We start from the raw sequence: 14,792 nt of genomic DNA on the forward strand, positions 1-14,792 counted from the left end.
CGTCGCTAAGATAACCCCAGATCTGAACATGAGGATGGCATGGTTAAACGGCAGCGGATTGCAAAATGGTTTTTATGCCTGGCTTGCCTGGTGGTGCTGACGTGCATGACCCAGCGCATGGCGGGCCTGCATGCGCTGCAGCAAACGCTGGGGATCCCGGCCGCCACTGCCGTGCAATCCAGTGACGCCGCCGCCGAAGCGCAGCCGACGCCCTGTGAGCTGAGCGCCAAATCATTGCTGGCCGCGCCGCCGGTAATGTTCGAAACCGTGCTGTTCGGGCTGGGTCTGCTGCTGGCGCTGTTGGCGCCGACCATTGCCGCGCGTCTGCGCATTCCTCCTCCCCGCGCCATTTCACCGCCCACCCTCAGGGTGCACCTTCGATTATGCGTCTTCCGTGAATGAGTTAATCGCCCGTTTTTCGCGGTGAATTAATCATTTATGGAGAATTAACATGTTGAAAATTATCAGGCTGGCCTGCGCTTGCCTGTTTATGCTGTGGCTGCCTGCCTTGCAGGCGGCGGACAGCGGCTGGCTGCAAAATCCGGCCAACGATCATGCCAAGGTGCGGCTGCGCGCCGACACGTCACAGCCGGGAGAGACCCGCCTGCTGCTGTCGGTCGAGCTGCAAAAAGGCTGGAAAACCTACTGGCGCTCTCCAGGCGAAGGCGGCATCGCGCCGGCTATCGTCTGGCAGGGTAACCCGCCGCCGGCGACCTGGCACTGGCCGACGCCGCAGCGTTTCGAAGTGGCCGGCATTTCCACCCAGGGCTATCACGATCGGGTCACGCTGCCGATCGTGATGCCAGGCCAGGTGTCCGGCCCGCTGGCGGGTACGCTGACGCTGTCCACCTGCAGCAACGTCTGCATTCTGACCGACTACCCGTTCAGTCTGGATCTGACCACGCCGAACGATCCGCAGTTTAACCATGACTTCGCGCAGGCAATGGGGCAGGTGCCGATCGCCGCCGGGTTGGCGGAAAGCGTCAAGGCCGGGTATCGCAGCGGCGAGCTGCAGATTTCCGCCGAACGCGCCGCCGGCTGGCAACAGCCTGCGCTGTTCTTCGATACCCTGGCGGATGCCGATCTCGGCAAGCCGCAGGTCGAGACCGACGGCGCTCAGCTGTTGGCGCGAGTGCCGGTCAGCGATGGCTGGGGCGATGCGGCGCCGGATCTGCGCGGCAAAACGCTGACGTTGGTGATCGACGACGGCGGCATGGCGCAGCAGATAACGCTGCCGATCGGCGAGCCGCTGGCCGCGCCGGCCGGTGCGGCGTTCCCGCTATGGCAGGCGGTATTGATGGCGCTGGCGGGCGGGTTGATCCTCAATCTGATGCCGTGCGTCCTGCCGGTGTTGGGCATCAAACTCGGCTCCATCCTGCAGGTGGAGCGGCGCGATCGGCGCAGCGTTCGTCTGCAGTTTCTGGCGTCGTCGCTGGGCATCGTCGCCTCGTTTATGGCGTTGGCCCTGCTGATGACGCTGCTGCGGCTCGGCAACCACGCGCTCGGCTGGGGCATTCAGTTCCAGAATCCGTGGTTTATCGGCTTTATGGTGCTGGTGACGCTGCTGTTCAGCGCCAACCTGTTCGGCCTGTTCCATCTGCGACTCTCATCCGATCTGAATACCTCGCTGGCGACCCATAACGGGCACGGTCTGAGCGGCCATTTCTGGCAGGGCGCGTTCGCCACGCTGCTGGCGACGCCGTGCTCGGCGCCGTTTCTCGGCACGGCGGTGGCCTTCGCGCTGGCGGCGTCGCTGCCGGTGCTGTGGGGCATGTTCATCGCGCTCGGCATCGGCATGAGTCTGCCGTGGCTGCTGATCGCCGCCTGGCCGTCGCTGGCGCTGCGGTTGCCGCGCCCCGGCCGCTGGATGAATACCGTCAAGCTGGCGATGGGATTGCTGATGCTGGCGTCGTCGCTGTGGTTGCTGAGCCTGCTGAGCAATCATATCGGCGCGCAGGCCACGCTGTGGCTGGGGGCGCTGGCGTTGCTGGCATTACTGCTGGCGGTGTGGCGCCAGCAAGGGGCACGGTTGGCGGCCAAGCTGGCGGCGGGCACGTTGGTGCTGGCGGGCGCGGCCTTGCTGGCCGGCTCGCTGACCGCCGGTCTGTGGCGTCAACCCTTGCAGGATCGGGTGCAGTGGCAACCGCTGAGCGAACAGGCGATCGCCGAGGCGCTGGCGCAGCATAAGCGGGTGTTCGTCGACGTGACCGCCGACTGGTGCGTGACCTGCAAAGCCAACAAATTCAATGTGCTGCTGCGCGATGACATACAGCGGGCGTTGAGCGCCGATGATGTGGTCGCGCTGCGCGGCGACTGGAGCCGCCCGTCGGCCGACATCAGCGCCTTCCTGCAAAGGCGCGGCAGCGTCGCCGTGCCTTTCAACCAAATCTATGGCCCCGGCAGCCCGGACGGCGAGGTGTTATCCCCGCTGTTGACCCGTGACGCCGTGCTGCAAACGCTTTCCCATGCCAAAGGAACCGAACAATGAAAAAACTACTGATTTTACTGATGATCATCGCCGCCCCGGTGTGGGCCGCCGAGCCTTTCACCCCGGCGCAAGAGGCGCGTATCAAAGAGATGATCCGCGAAACGCTGGTGTCCAACCCGGACATTCTGGCGCAGGCGGTGGACGCCTGGCAGCAGCAAACCGCCAGCCAGCAAATCAGCCAGGCTATCAAGCAGAACGCCAAAACGCTGTATCAGGATCCGGCCAGCCCGCGGCTGGGCGCCGCCAACGCCAAACTGACGCTGGTGACCTTTACCGACTATAACTGCCCGTACTGCAAGCGGTTTGATCCGATGCTGGAGAAGATCGTCAAGCAATACCCGGATGTGGCGCTGGTGGTGAAGCTGCTGCCGTTCAAGGGCGAAAGTTCGGTCAGCTCGGCGCGCGTGGCGCTCACCACCTGGCAGCAGCACCCGGAGCAATTCTGGGCCTTGCATCAGCGGCTGATGGCGAAAAAGGGCTTCCACGACAATGCCAGCATCGCCGCCGCGCAGGAGAAAACCGGCGTCAAGGCGGTGGCGCCGAGCGAACAGAGCATGACCACGCTGCGCAGCAATATGGCGTTGGCGGAGCAACTGGGCGTACAAGGAACGCCGGCGACGCTGATCGGCGATCGGATGCTGCCGGGAGCGGTGTCGTATGAAGAGCTGGAAACGATGGTGAAGCAGCAGCTGGCGAAGGCCAACAATGGCTAAGCTCAAGCGCTGGGGGCGCGAGTTGCTGCTGCTGGCGCTGATCGCATTGGCGGTGGTCACGGTGATGGATTGGCTGAACGCGCCGCAGGCGCCGCCGGCCTTCGATGCCCAGACGCTGACCTCGCTGGACGGCGAGCGCGTGTCGTTGGCGCAGCTTAGCCATGAGCGGCCGCTGCTGGTTTACTTTTGGGCCAGCTGGTGCGGCGTTTGCCGTTTCACCACGCCGGACGTCGCCCGCTTGCAGGCGGAGGGCGGCAACGTGCTGACCGTCGCGCTGCGCTCGGGCGACGATACCCAGGTGAAACAGTGGCTGGCGCGTAAACGGCTGGCGCTGCCGGTGGTCAACGATCCGGCCGGCGCGCTGTCGGCACAGTGGCGGATTGGCGTGACGCCGACCTTCGTGGTGATCTCGCAGGGCAAGGTGGTGCAGAGCACCACCGGCTGGACCAGCTACTGGGGGATGAAGCTGCGGCTGTGGTGGGCCGCCGTCTAACCGGCGCTTTTCTCCGCTATCACTTCCTCAATCGCCCGGCACAGCCGGGCGATACCTTCTTCAATCTGCGGCGGCGAGTTGGCGGCGAAGTTTAGCCGCAGGCCGTGTGCGCCCAGCTGTTCCTGCGCATAGAAGCATTCACCGCGGGCAAAGGTGACACCGTGCCGCCAGGCCGCCGGCATCAGTTCGGCGGTGGTCACCGTCGCGGGCAGCGTCAGCCAGATAAACAAGCCGCCTTGCGGCGTTTCGAAACGGCACCCCGGCGGCAGCTGCCGTTGCAACGCGTCGATCATCACTTCCAGATGCAGGCGATAGACGCGCCCGGCGCGCCGCAGCTGCTTATCGTAACGGCCGACGGTGACGAACGCGTCCAGCGCCCGCTGGATCAGGCTGGAACTGGTGAAGCTGTCGACGTGCTTCAGCCTGGCGAAACGCTGATAGTGTTCGCTGTCCGCCACCAGATAGCCGATGCGCATGCTGGGCAGCAGCATTTTGGAGAAGGTGCTGACGTAGATCACCGCGCCCGGCTGCGCCAGCGCGCGCAGCGACGGCAGTTGTTTGCCTTGATAACGCAGATCGCCGACGAAGTCGTCTTCCAGGATCACCACGCCGGCCTGTTGGGCGATTGCCAGCAGACGTCGCCGGCGCGTCTCGCTCAGGCAACGGCCGGTCGGGTTGTGGAAGTTGGGGATGGTGTAGATCAGTTTGGGGCGGTGGCGTTCCAACAACTCCGGCAGCAAATCCACCCGCATGCCGTGGCGGTCGCCGGGCACGGTGACGATATTGATGCGGTGCTGGCGCAGCAGACCCAGCGCTTCGGCGTAGGTCGGCTCTTCGACGATCACCGTATCACCCGGCGCCAGCAGGCTTTGCACCACCAGACTGATGGCATGCTGCGAACCGTTGGTGATCAGCACCTGTTCCGCCTGCGTGGGGATGCCCTGGGCGCTGAGGATGCGGCTCAGCGTATCGCGCAGCGGATAGTAGCCGCAGTATTCGCCGTAGCTGAAGGCCTCTTCCGCGTGGCGGCTGAGCACCGACAGCAGCACTTTGCGAAACGCCTCCAGCGGAAATATTTTGGGGCTGCCGACGCCGGCGGCGAAGTTGATCAGCCCCTCCGGCAGCGGGGCGTCGGCGTAGCCGTCCAGACGCGAGGTGAGGGTGGTGAAGCTCTCCAGCGGGAAAGGGGCGTCGCTGGTCGGGCGGGCCGGGCGAGTTTGCGCCTGCGGGTGCGCGACATAGGCGCCGCTGCCGCGCCGCTGATGCAAAAAGCCCTTGGCCGCCAGCTCGGCGTAGGCGTTATCCACCGTTAAACGGCTGACCGCCAGCTCGGTCGCCAGCGTGCGCGTCGAGGGCAGCTTGTCGCCATCGACGAACACGCCGGTGAGGATGGCGCGCCGCAGCGCTTCTTCGATCTGTAAATAGAGCGGAACGTCCTGTTCGCGATCTAACGGGATGTGCATGCGAAATTGGCCCGGTTAGGGAGAGATATTTTCACTATACCCCATGTCAACAGGGCTTCAAGCGCAGAAAAGTGGCCTGCATGACAACGCCGCAAAGTGGCTATAGTGAGAAAAAATGGCCGCGTTACACTCTGTGCCTGAGTATTTATGTCGCCATTTCTCCGAGGATCTCATGTCATTATCGTCAGGCGTTTCCGCCCGGCCGGCGCTGCCCGGCGCGCGCCTCTTTCAGGGCAGCAGCCAGGGGTACGTCATCGCCATTATCAGCGCCATGCTGCTGGCCTTTACCGCCATCATCATCCGCGCGCTGACCGAGTATTACCACCTGCCGACCTTCGTGCTGGCGTTCTGGCGCGCGGCGCTGGTGGCGTTGGTGTTGTTGCCGCTGCTGTTGCTGGTGAAACCGCAGTGGGCGCGTCTGCGCCGTGAGCAGGTGGTGTTCTACGCGCTTTACGGGCTGCTGCTGGCGCTGTTCAACAGCCTGTGGACGCTGTCGGTGGCGCTGAACGGTGCGTCGGTGGCGACCATTCTGACCTACTGTTCGGTGGGCTTTACCGTATTCCTCGGCTGGGTGATGTATAGCGAACGCCTGACGCTGCGCCAATTGCTGGTGATCGCCATCAGCCTGGGCGGCTGCTTCCTGGTCAGCAATGGCGACAGCATGGGGAACAGCCACTTCGATCTGCTGGGGCTGCTGGTGGGGATGCTGTCGGGCATCGGTTATACCCTGTATACCCTCGGCGGGCGGGTGGCCAGCGAACGCGGCTATCCGGTGTGGAACACCATCCTGTACGTGTTCGGGTTTTCGGCGCTGTATCAGCTGGCGTTCAATGCGGCGCTGACGGCGTTCCCGTTGGCGGCGTTCCACGGCATGGCCGGCGATCTGTGGTTCCTGTCGCACAGCGCGCAGGGCATTCAGTGGAGCGGCTGGCTGTTGCTGCTGGCGTTGGCCGCCGGGCCGACGCTGCTGGGTTTCGGGTTGTATAACATCAGCCTGAAAACGCTGCCGCTGGCGGTAGCCAACCTGATCCTGTCGCTGGAGCTAGTGTTCACCGCGGTGATCGCCTATTTCCTGCTGGGGGAGAACATGAATCAGCTGCAGCTGCTGGGCAGCGCGTTGGTGATGGGCGGGGTGCTGCTGTTGAAAAGCAAGACCGCCGAGGCGTGATCGGTTAGCATTACGCCTCGCAAGAGAGGCGGTAATGATGAATAACCCGAGATTGAAACGAGCGCTTATCGCTTGAATGGCCGTGTTGAGTGAACGACAACACGGCCACAGACACTCCGTTCCGTGGCTTTTATTCCCGTAACAAGAGAATACGCCATGTCCGAAAAACACTGGTCCAAAACCGAGCTGCTGCATCAGACGGTGACCAACCCGAATATAATCGTCAAAGGCACCCACAGCTACTACAGCGACTGCTGGGACAACGGCTTCGAACGCTCGGTGGTGCGCTATCTGCACGGCGACGCGGTCAGCCGGCAATGGCAGCCGCTGGGCGAAATAGACCGTTTGCTGATCGGCGATTACGTGTGCATCGCGGCCGAAGCGGTGATCCTGATGGGCGGTAATCACACCCACCGCATCGACTGGCTGAGCCTGTACCCGTTTATGGCAACCATCAAGCAGGCATACCGTCCCAAAGGCGATACCCGGCTGGGTGACGGTTGCTGGATCGGCATGCGGGCGATGTTGATGCCGGGGGTATCGATAGGCGAAGGGGCGATCGTCGCCGCCGGCAGCGTGGTGGCCGGCGATGTTGAACCTTATGCCATCGTCGGCGGTAACCCGGCGACGTTTATCCGTTGGCGATTCACGCCGGAAATCATCGCGCGGTTGCTTGCGTTGCGCCTCTATGACTTGTCCGAGGCGGACTTTGCGGTGATCCAGCCTCTGCTTGCCGATGACGATATCGGGGCGCTGGAAAAGGGAATTGCGGCCTTGCGCCGTTAAACACCACGGGCGGGGGATCCCCGCCCGTTTCGCGTTATTCGGCCTTGGCCTCGGCCGCCGGTTGGCGGCGTTTGCGCATCAGGCGCAGCAGCGGCGGCAACGCCAGCACCGCGACCGCCAATACCAGCAGCGTTTGCGCGATGCTGCTGCTCCACAGAATGCCGAACTCGCCGTTGCTGATCGACAGCGCGCGGCGCAGGTTTTGTTCCAGCATCTCACCCAGCACAAAGCCCAGAATCAGCGGCGACATCGGGAAATGCATTTTCCGCAGAATGTAGCCGAACACGCCCAACCCGACCATCAACAGCAGGTCGAAGGTGGTGCTGTGCACCGCATAAACCCCTACCGCCGACACCGCGGCGATCGCCGGCACCAGGAACCACAGCGGGATGGTCAGCATGCGGGTGAACAGGCCGACCAGCGGCAGGTTCATGATCAGCAAAATGACGTTAGCGATCAGCAGCGCGGCGATCAGCCCCCAGACGATATCCGGCTGTTCGGTGAACATCGCCGGGCCGGGGGTGATGTTGTACAGCGTCAGCGCGCCCATCATCACCGCCGTGGTGCCGGAACCCGGTACCCCCAGCGTCAGCATCGGAATGAACGAGCCGCAGGCCGAGGCGTTGTTGGCCGCTTCCGGCGCCGCTACGCCGCGAATGTCGCCCTTGCCGAAGGTGTCGCTGTTGCCGCTGATTTTCTTCTCGGTCATGTAGGTCAACGCGCTGGCGATGGTGGCGCCGGCGCCCGGCAGAATGCCGACGAAGAAACCGATCACCGACGAGCGCAGGGTCGGGCCTGCGCACTGCGCCGCCTCTTTACGGTTGAACAGCAGGCGGCCGGTTTTACGCACCAGCTTTTGCCCGGCGCTGGTGCTTTCCAGCATCAGCAGGATTTCGCTGACCGAGAACAGGCCGATCACCACCACGATAAACTGCACGCCGTCGGAGAGATGCACGCTGTCGAAGGTAAAGCGGTAAACGCCGGTGTTGGCGTCGACGCCCACCGTCGCCAATCCCAGGCCGATCAGCGCCGCCAGCAGCGATTTTAGCGGGTTCTGGCTCATCATGCTGCCGAGGCAGGCGATGGCGAACACCATCAGGGCGAAATACTCGGCCGGGCCGAAGGCCAGCGACCAGCGGGCCAGCAGCGGCGCGAACAGAATGATGCCGCCGATGGCGATCATCGAGCCGACAAACGAGCTGACCGCCGAGATGGACAGCGCCACGCCGGCGCGCCCCTGCTGCGCCATCGGGTAGCCGTCCAGCGCGGTCATGATCGCCGCCGCGTCGCCTGGCACGTTGAGCAGAATCGACGAGATGCGCCCGCCGTATTCGCAGCCGATATACACCGTCGCCAGCAGGATCAGCGCCGATTCGGCCGGCAGTTTTAGGGCGAACGCCAGCGGCAGCAGGATCGCCACGCCGTTGATCGGCCCCAGCCCCGGCAACAGGCCGACGATGGTGCCAACGAAGCAGCCGATCAGGGCGATAATCAGGTTCTGCGGCACCAGCGCCACTTCAAACCCTTGGGTCAAATACATCCAGGTATCCATCATCGCTCCCGTTAGCTCAGCCAGATGCCGAGCGGCAGTGTGACATCGAGAAGTTGGTCAAAGGCGTAGTACAGCGCTGCGCCCATGACGACGCCGGAGATGGCCGCCGCCGGCAGGCTGGCCTGAAACAACAGGCCGATGCTGAACGTCAGCAGCGCGGTCGCCAGCGGAAAGCCCAGCCATTCAAAGCCCCAGGCATACAGCACCAGGGTGATCACCAGCACCAGCAGCCGCTGCAGCACCTTGTGGTGCGGCCATTCCACCGCCTGTGGGCGGCGCAGCAGCAACAGGGCCGCGCACAGCGCCATCAGGCTGAGGATCGCCAGCGGGAACGGGCGCGGCCCCAGCGGTTCATAGCTGTATTCGCTTTGAATGCCCCAGCCGATGAACAGCCCGCCGATACACAGCAGCAGCCAAAAGCCGGCAAAAATACGATCGCTCATGGTTTTCCCCTGCGGTTATTTGGCCAGGCCGAACACTTTCGCCTGCTCACGGTATTGGGCAACCTGATTCTTCACGTAGGCGTCCAGCTCTTTGCCGGTCATATTGAATTCGAACAGGCCGCGCAGATCGCGCTGCTGCTTGAATTCGTCTGTCGCCATCATTTTCTGGAAGGTGTCGATCCACCACTGATACTCTTCATCGCTGACTTTCGGCCCGACGTAGAAGCCGCGAATGATCGGCCACACCAGGCTGTACCCCTGTTCTTTGGCGGTCGGAATGTCGGCCAACTGGCCCGGCAAACGTTGCTCGGCATACACCGCCAGCACGCGGATTTTGTCGCCCTGCAGGTAAGGCACCATCTCGCTCAGGTCACCGGAAACCGCCTGAATATGGTTGCCCAGCAGCGCGGTGACCGGCTCGCCGCCGCCTTCGAACGCCACGTAGCGCATCTTGCGCGGATCCACGCCGACTTCGCGCGCCAGCAGCGCGGTTTTCATCCAGTCCTGGCTGCCGATGGAGGCGCCGGCGCCGAACACCACGCTGTTGGGATCTTTTTGGAAGGCGTCCATCAGGTCTTTCAGGGTTTTGTAAGGCGAGTCGGCGCGCACCGCGATCATGCCGTAGTCGGTTCCGACCGCCGCCAGCCATTTCACGTCGTCCACGTTATAGCGGCCGAACTTGCCCTGAGCCAGATTGAGCAGCGAACCGCCGGAGAAGGCCACCACGGTGCCGAACTCCGCCGGGCGCTGCGCGACGATGGCGTTGTAGGCCACCGCGCCGACGCCGCCGGGCATATAGGTGACGCGCATCGGTTTATCGATGGCCTTGGTGTCCTGCAACGACACCTGAATCAGCTTGCAGGTCAGATCGAAGCCGCCGCCGGGCTTGGCCGGCGCAATGCATTCGGTGCGTTTGGGCGCTTCCCCGGCAAAGGCCTGAGAGGCCGCCAGCAACAGTGCGGCGGCGGTCAAGGTACGGGTCATTATTTTTTTCATTGTGGCTTGCCCTCGGTATTGTTCTGGTTGTGAATCCCGCTGAGCGCGGTTGCAGGATTGTTAAAACAACAACCTTTCATTTACCTTTCAGTGGCCGGAAAAGTTTCCAGTCTGTGATTAGGGTCTCTTGTCGCTAGCGAATCACGGGTGCGCTACCATAGAAATGCTGGCAGGAACAGGGCGCAAAACCGGCCAAAATCCTGCGTAATATCAGGTTTGCCGTTTTGCTTTCGCGATAAAATCATGATCAGTGAAATGAATAGAGACGCAGTGATATGTTTTCGTTAGGGAAATTGTTTAGCGGCAGGGACAGCGCCAAAGTATGCGCGATTAAACGGTTGCCTGAGGTCTACGCGGAGATGGTCGGTGGAACCGGGCAGTGCCGTTTGAAGCGACTGCGCGCCGAGGTTGGCGTGTTTGAGCTGCATTTCGTCAACGCCGCCGGTGAAAGATATGCCTGCCAGATGACCGCCTGCGTGACCGGCATCGATCTGGTATTTGCCGTCAACAATCGCTCCGTGCTGGTTTCTGCACCGTTTACCGCCGACAAGCTGCGCTCGGTGCTGGACATTGCCGTGGCCGATAGCCCCATTCCGCTGATCTGACGCCGCCCTGCGATCGCGCTCCATACGCATAATTGTGTGCCAGCTCCCAAAACTGGCGGCGCGGCGCTCTTTTATCCCCTTATTTTCCATGCCATTCTCTGTTATCAGCCTGTTAACGGACGCCGTGTCGGAGCCAGGTTGTTCAGATAAATCAATGGAATGGGAACATGCGACTGTTATTGGTTGAAGATCACCCCGAGCTGTCTCACTGGTTGCAAAAGGCGCTGACCGGCGCCGGGTTTGCCGTCGACGTCGCTCCGGACGGCGTGGCGGCCGATCATCTGTTGCTCAACGAGCGTTATGCGCTGGCGGTGTTGGATGTGGCGCTGCCGCGTTTGAACGGCCTGGATTTGCTGGCGCGCCTGCGCAAGCGCGGGCAGGATCTGCCGGTGTTGCTGCTGACGGCGCGCACCGACGTGGCCGATCGGGTAAAGGGCCTGAATCTGGGGGCGGACGATTACCTCACCAAGCCGTTCGAACTGGACGAGCTGGAAGCGCGTATTCGGGCGCTGCTGCGCCGCAGCGTCGGCGCCCCGCAGCCGGCGTTGCAGTACGGCGCGTTGACCTACCATGACGAAGGCTATTTTCTGCTGGAGAGCAAGCCGCTAGCGCTGACGCCGCGCGAACTGGCGGTGTTGACCGCGCTGATGCATCGGCGCGGCCGCCCGGTGGCCAAACAACAGCTGTTCGAGCAGGTGTTTACGCTGTCCGACGAGGCCAATCCCGAGAGCATCGAGCTTTACGTACACCGCCTGCGGAAAAAGCTGCAGGGCAGCGATGTGGCGATCGTCACGCTGCGCGGTCTGGGCTACAGCCTGGAGCTCTGCAATGCGGTGGTTTAATGCGCCGCGTTCGCTGTTCTATCAACTGCTGCTGTTTTTTGGCCTGCCGCTGCTGGCGTTGGGCGGTATCTCTATCTACACCCACTATTTCAGCGCCATGAGCGCCGCCACATTGGCTTACGATCGCACGCTGCTGGCGTCGGCGCGCACCGTGGCGGAGCGACTGGTGGTGCGCGAAGGCAAGCTGGCGGTCGATGTGCCCTATGTAGTGCTCGACAGCTTCGAGCGCAACATGAACGATCAGCTGTATTACGAGGTGATTTCGCCGCAGGGAAAAAGCATCTCGGGCTATGACGATTTGCCGTCGCTGCCGCCCCATATCCCGCGCTCCACGCTCTACCCGGCGCTGGTGCATTTTTATGATGCGGAATACCTCGGCCGGCCGATCCGCGTGGCGGCGCTGTTTCAACCGGTCAACGAGTCGGGGGTGAGCGGCATGGCGACCATTTTGGTGGCGGAAACCCTGGAATCGCGCCGTTACCTGGCGCGGCAGATGATGATCGCGGCGCTGCTGAGCCAGGGCACGGTGGTGGTGTTGACCCTGATCCTGGCGTTCGCGCTGCTCAAGCGGGTGTTGAAGCCGATGCGTAAACTCTCCGGCATCATGCTGCGGCGCGATCCGGGCGAGCTGACGCCCTTGCCGCGGGTATTGCCGTGGTCGGAGATGCAGCCGCTGCTGGTGGCGTTCAATCGCTATATCGAACGGCTGCGGCTGATGGTGGCGCGTCAGGAACGCTTCAGCGCCGACGCTTCCCACCAGCTGCGCACGCCGCTGGCGGTGTTGAAGACGCAGGTCGGGGTGGCGCTGGCCAGCGATCGGCCGCAGCAGTGGCGTGAAAGCCTGCAGGCGATGAGCGCGACGCTGGACAATACCGTGGCACTGACCGACCGCCTGCTGTATCTCTCACGCCTGAAGGCCAGCGAGCACCAGGCCGAGCGCAAGCTGCAGCCGGTCAACCTGGCGCAGGTGCTGCGCGACGCCTGTTTTTCGCGCTTGCCGCAGGCGCGCAGCAAACAGATCGATCTCGGTTTCGAAGGTGAAGCGGCGTGTCAGGTGGCAGGGGAACCGCTGCTGTTGGCCGAACTGTGCGCCAACCTGTTGGACAATGCGTTGAAATACACACCGCGTCAGGGCGTGGTCACCGCTCGCCTCACGCAGGGAAAGGAGACGGGGGAAGGCGTGCTGGAGATTGAAGACAGCGGCCCCGGCATCGCCTTACAGGACAAGGCGCTGGCGCTGCAGCCGTTTCACCGGCTGGACAACGTGGGCGATCAGCCGGGCGCCGGCCTGGGGCTGGCGCTGGTGAAGGATATCACCGCGTATCACGGCACCCGCCCGGAGCTGTTGAGCTCCGCCGCGCTGGGCGGCCTGTTGGTGCGGGTGCGTTTCAGGCTGTTGTCTTAAGCCTGTTCTTTGCAGGACTCGACGTCAGCCGCCGGGACTTTGGCTTTACGCGTCAGCGGCGTGCGCAGCCGCTGCGACAGGATAACGCCCAGCAGGGTAATGCCGCCGCCGATCAGGTGGTAACCGTGCAACTGCTCATGCAGGAACAGCACGGCGATAGCGGCGGTAAACACCGGCGCCAGGTTCATGAAGATCGAGGCGGTGTTGGCGCCCAGGCGCATCACGCCCTGGATCCACAGGAACGGGGCGATGATCGAAGCCGGAATGCCGGCGAACAGCACCAGCGGCAGGTTATGGCCGTTCAAGCCGACATCCTGCGCCATCAGGAAATTAGGCAGCAGCAGCAGCACGCCGAACAGGATCTGCACGTACAGCGATTGCCAGTTCGGCAGCGCGATGGCCCAGCGTTTGGTCAACACGCCATACAGCGCGTAAGAGGCGGTGGCGAGTAGCATCATCAATTCCCCCTTGCCGATACCGTGCTGCAGCAGTACGCCGGGCTGGCCGCCGCTGACCAGCCAGATCAAACCGCCGAAGGAGAGAATACTGCCGAGCAGCACACCGACGGTCGGCGCAATGCGCAGCAGGACGATGCTGATCAGGATGGTCAGCAGCGGGATCAGCGACACGATGATGCCCATAAACAGCGCGCTGACGCTGTGCGCCGCGTAATAGGCCAGGCTTTGATACAGCACCATGCCCAGCAGGCCGAGGATCATCAACTTCCACCAGTTGGCGCGCACCTGCGCCCAATTGCGCAGCACGCCCGGCAGCACGAACGGCGTCAGGGCAACCAGCGCCAGCAGCCAGCGGTAGAGCGAAATGGCCGCCGGATCGATGGCGGTGGCGGAGAGTTTGCTGACGACGGCGTTAATCGACCAAATCAGCACGGCCAACAGCGGGAAGAGCATATTCATGATAATTATTCTCAATAACGTCCAACATGCTGGCTAGTCTACGCGTGTCCGGTTTATCATATATAGCGATATCCAGACAAAAATCGGCGTAAACAAGACAAATCACGGGACGAAACCATGCCAGAAATCCGCCATTTCCCCGAGTCGCTGATCCCGGCGCCCAACCCGGTGCAGTTCCGCTGCGAAGAGTTTAACGCGCGCACCGAATTCCAGCCGCACAGCCACACCTGGGGCCAGTTGATGTGGGTCAAGGCCGGGGTGATGGTGCTGCGCATCGGCGGGCAGCGCTTTCTGGCGCCGCCGGAGTTCGTGTTGTGGGCGCCGGCGGGCATCGAACACTCCTGCTACAACCAGCGACTGGCGCAGTGCCGCATGGTGGACATCACGCCGGCGCTGTGCGCCGGTATGCCGGCCGACCCCTGTCTGGTGAGCGTCACGCCCATCTTCCGCGCCATCGCCGAGGATTTCTATGCGCGCAAGCAGTACATTCCGCAGGCGGAGGAGGATTTGCGCCTGTGCCAGGTGCTGATCGATCAGCTGCGCCTGTCGCCGCGTCAGCAAACCTATCTGCCGTCGTCGGACGACAAATTTTTGGCGCCGGTGCTGGAAGCGCTGGAGCATTGTCCGGCGGACAACACCTCGCTGGCGACGTGGGCGGCGCGGGTCTACACCACCGAGCGCACGCTGTCGCGCCGCTGCCAGCAGGATCTGGGCATGTCGTTCAGCGAGTGGCGCCAGCGCCTGCGTTTTCTGCATGCCGTGTCGTTGCTCGAGCAGGGCAAAACCGTGCAGGACGTGGCGTTGGACGTCGGCTACAGCTCCGCGTCGGCCTTTATCGTCATGTTCCAGCAGATCGCCGGCACCACCCCTGAACGCTTTCGCCGTGCCTGATTCAGTGGCACACTATTTCGCAGACAAATA

15 protein-coding genes are annotated in these 14,792 nt (G+C 62.9%); 10 read left to right on the plus strand and 5 right to left on the minus strand.

Going from position 1 to position 14,792, the window contains the following annotated elements; genetic code table 11:
- Window positions 1–39: 39 nt before the first annotated feature.
- The 4 genes from ACJ8PL_RS08580 to ACJ8PL_RS08595 are packed head-to-tail and all read left to right on the plus strand — an operon-like array spanning window position 40 to window position 3,694.
- Window positions 40–402, plus strand: coding sequence for a hypothetical protein (locus ACJ8PL_RS08580; protein ID WP_033639760.1), 363 nt, complete (start codon window positions 40–42; stop codon window positions 400–402).
- A 49-nt stretch (window positions 403–451) separates the two neighbouring features.
- Window positions 452–2,488 (plus strand): protein-disulfide reductase DsbD family protein, encoded by a 2,037-nt coding sequence (locus ACJ8PL_RS08585; protein WP_261419517.1) that lies wholly within the window; start codon window positions 452–454, stop codon window positions 2,486–2,488.
- Window positions 2,485–3,201: a DsbA family protein gene (locus tag ACJ8PL_RS08590; protein ID WP_049300074.1), complete on the plus strand. Its 717-nt coding sequence runs from the start codon at window positions 2,485–2,487 to the stop codon at window positions 3,199–3,201. The genes ACJ8PL_RS08585 and ACJ8PL_RS08590 overlap by 4 nt, the downstream gene beginning before the upstream one ends.
- Entirely contained in the window at window positions 3,194–3,694 is a 501-nt protein-coding gene (locus ACJ8PL_RS08595; protein WP_016926868.1) for a protein disulfide oxidoreductase, read from the plus strand. The genes ACJ8PL_RS08590 and ACJ8PL_RS08595 overlap by 8 nt, the downstream gene beginning before the upstream one ends.
- On the opposite strand, the gene pdxR is transcribed toward ACJ8PL_RS08595, so the two are convergent.
- A complete protein-coding gene (gene pdxR, locus ACJ8PL_RS08600; protein ID WP_123867373.1) occupies window positions 3,691–5,157 on the minus strand; it encodes a MocR-like pyridoxine biosynthesis transcription factor PdxR in 1,467 nt (488 codons plus the stop codon). The two genes, ACJ8PL_RS08595 and pdxR, sit on opposite strands and share 4 nt — an antisense overlap.
- 172 nt (window positions 5,158–5,329) lie before the next feature.
- On the opposite strand from pdxR, the gene ACJ8PL_RS08605 reads away from it, so the two are divergent.
- Together ACJ8PL_RS08605 and ACJ8PL_RS08610 are read left to right on the plus strand one after the other, a co-directional pair.
- Window positions 5,330–6,325: a DMT family transporter gene (locus tag ACJ8PL_RS08605; RefSeq protein ID WP_421086002.1), complete on the plus strand. Its 996-nt coding sequence runs from the start codon at window positions 5,330–5,332 to the stop codon at window positions 6,323–6,325.
- Window positions 6,326–6,481: 156 nt separating this feature from the next.
- A complete protein-coding gene (locus tag ACJ8PL_RS08610; protein ID WP_016926871.1) occupies window positions 6,482–7,111 on the plus strand; it encodes a CatB-related O-acetyltransferase in 630 nt (209 codons plus the stop codon).
- Between the two features lie 34 nt (window positions 7,112–7,145).
- Here ACJ8PL_RS08610 and ACJ8PL_RS08615 read toward each other — a convergent pair whose 3' ends face one another.
- From ACJ8PL_RS08615 to ACJ8PL_RS08625, 3 genes are read right to left on the minus strand one after another with little or no spacing between them, the layout of a single operon-like run.
- Complete coding sequence (locus tag ACJ8PL_RS08615; RefSeq protein WP_016926872.1) at window positions 7,146–8,663, minus strand: tripartite tricarboxylate transporter permease; 1,518 nt, start codon at window positions 8,661–8,663, stop codon at window positions 7,146–7,148.
- 11 nt (window positions 8,664–8,674) lie between these two features.
- Window positions 8,675–9,106 (minus strand): tripartite tricarboxylate transporter TctB family protein, encoded by a 432-nt coding sequence (locus tag ACJ8PL_RS08620; RefSeq protein WP_016926873.1) that lies wholly within the window; start codon window positions 9,104–9,106, stop codon window positions 8,675–8,677.
- Window positions 9,107–9,121: 15 nt separating this feature from the next.
- A complete protein-coding gene (locus ACJ8PL_RS08625) occupies window positions 9,122–10,102 on the minus strand; it encodes a Bug family tripartite tricarboxylate transporter substrate binding protein (protein ID WP_028127751.1) in 981 nt (326 codons plus the stop codon).
- 275 nt (window positions 10,103–10,377) lie between these two features.
- Between ACJ8PL_RS08625 and ACJ8PL_RS08630 the strand changes: the two genes are divergently transcribed.
- The 3 genes from ACJ8PL_RS08630 (at window position 10,378) to ACJ8PL_RS08640 (ending at window position 12,954) form a co-directional block, all read left to right on the plus strand.
- Complete coding sequence (locus ACJ8PL_RS08630) at window positions 10,378–10,707, plus strand: hypothetical protein (RefSeq protein ID WP_016926875.1); 330 nt, start codon at window positions 10,378–10,380, stop codon at window positions 10,705–10,707.
- A 167-nt stretch (window positions 10,708–10,874) separates the two neighbouring features.
- Window positions 10,875–11,549, plus strand: a complete 675-nt coding sequence (gene tctD, locus ACJ8PL_RS08635) for a transcriptional regulator TctD (protein ID WP_016926876.1) — start codon at window positions 10,875–10,877, stop codon at window positions 11,547–11,549.
- On the plus strand, window positions 11,536–12,954 hold the full coding sequence (locus ACJ8PL_RS08640; RefSeq protein ID WP_016926877.1) for a sensor histidine kinase: 1,419 nt from the start codon (window positions 11,536–11,538) through the stop codon (window positions 12,952–12,954). Before tctD ends, ACJ8PL_RS08640 begins: the two co-directional genes overlap by 14 nt.
- Here the strand turns inward: ACJ8PL_RS08640 and ACJ8PL_RS08645 are convergent.
- Window positions 12,951–13,871 (minus strand): DMT family transporter, encoded by a 921-nt coding sequence (locus tag ACJ8PL_RS08645; RefSeq protein WP_016926878.1) that lies wholly within the window; start codon window positions 13,869–13,871, stop codon window positions 12,951–12,953. The genes ACJ8PL_RS08640 and ACJ8PL_RS08645 overlap by 4 nt on opposite strands.
- Window positions 13,872–13,988: 117 nt before the next feature.
- Here ACJ8PL_RS08645 and ACJ8PL_RS08650 point away from each other — a divergent pair, with 117 nt between their 5' ends.
- Window positions 13,989–14,762, plus strand: coding sequence for an AraC family transcriptional regulator (locus ACJ8PL_RS08650; RefSeq protein ID WP_015378596.1), 774 nt, complete (start codon window positions 13,989–13,991; stop codon window positions 14,760–14,762).
- Window positions 14,763–14,792 lie beyond the last annotated feature (30 nt).

Source organism: Serratia sp. CY83965 (assembly GCF_052166375.1).
GTDB lineage: Bacteria > Pseudomonadota > Gammaproteobacteria > Enterobacterales > Enterobacteriaceae > Serratia > Serratia marcescens.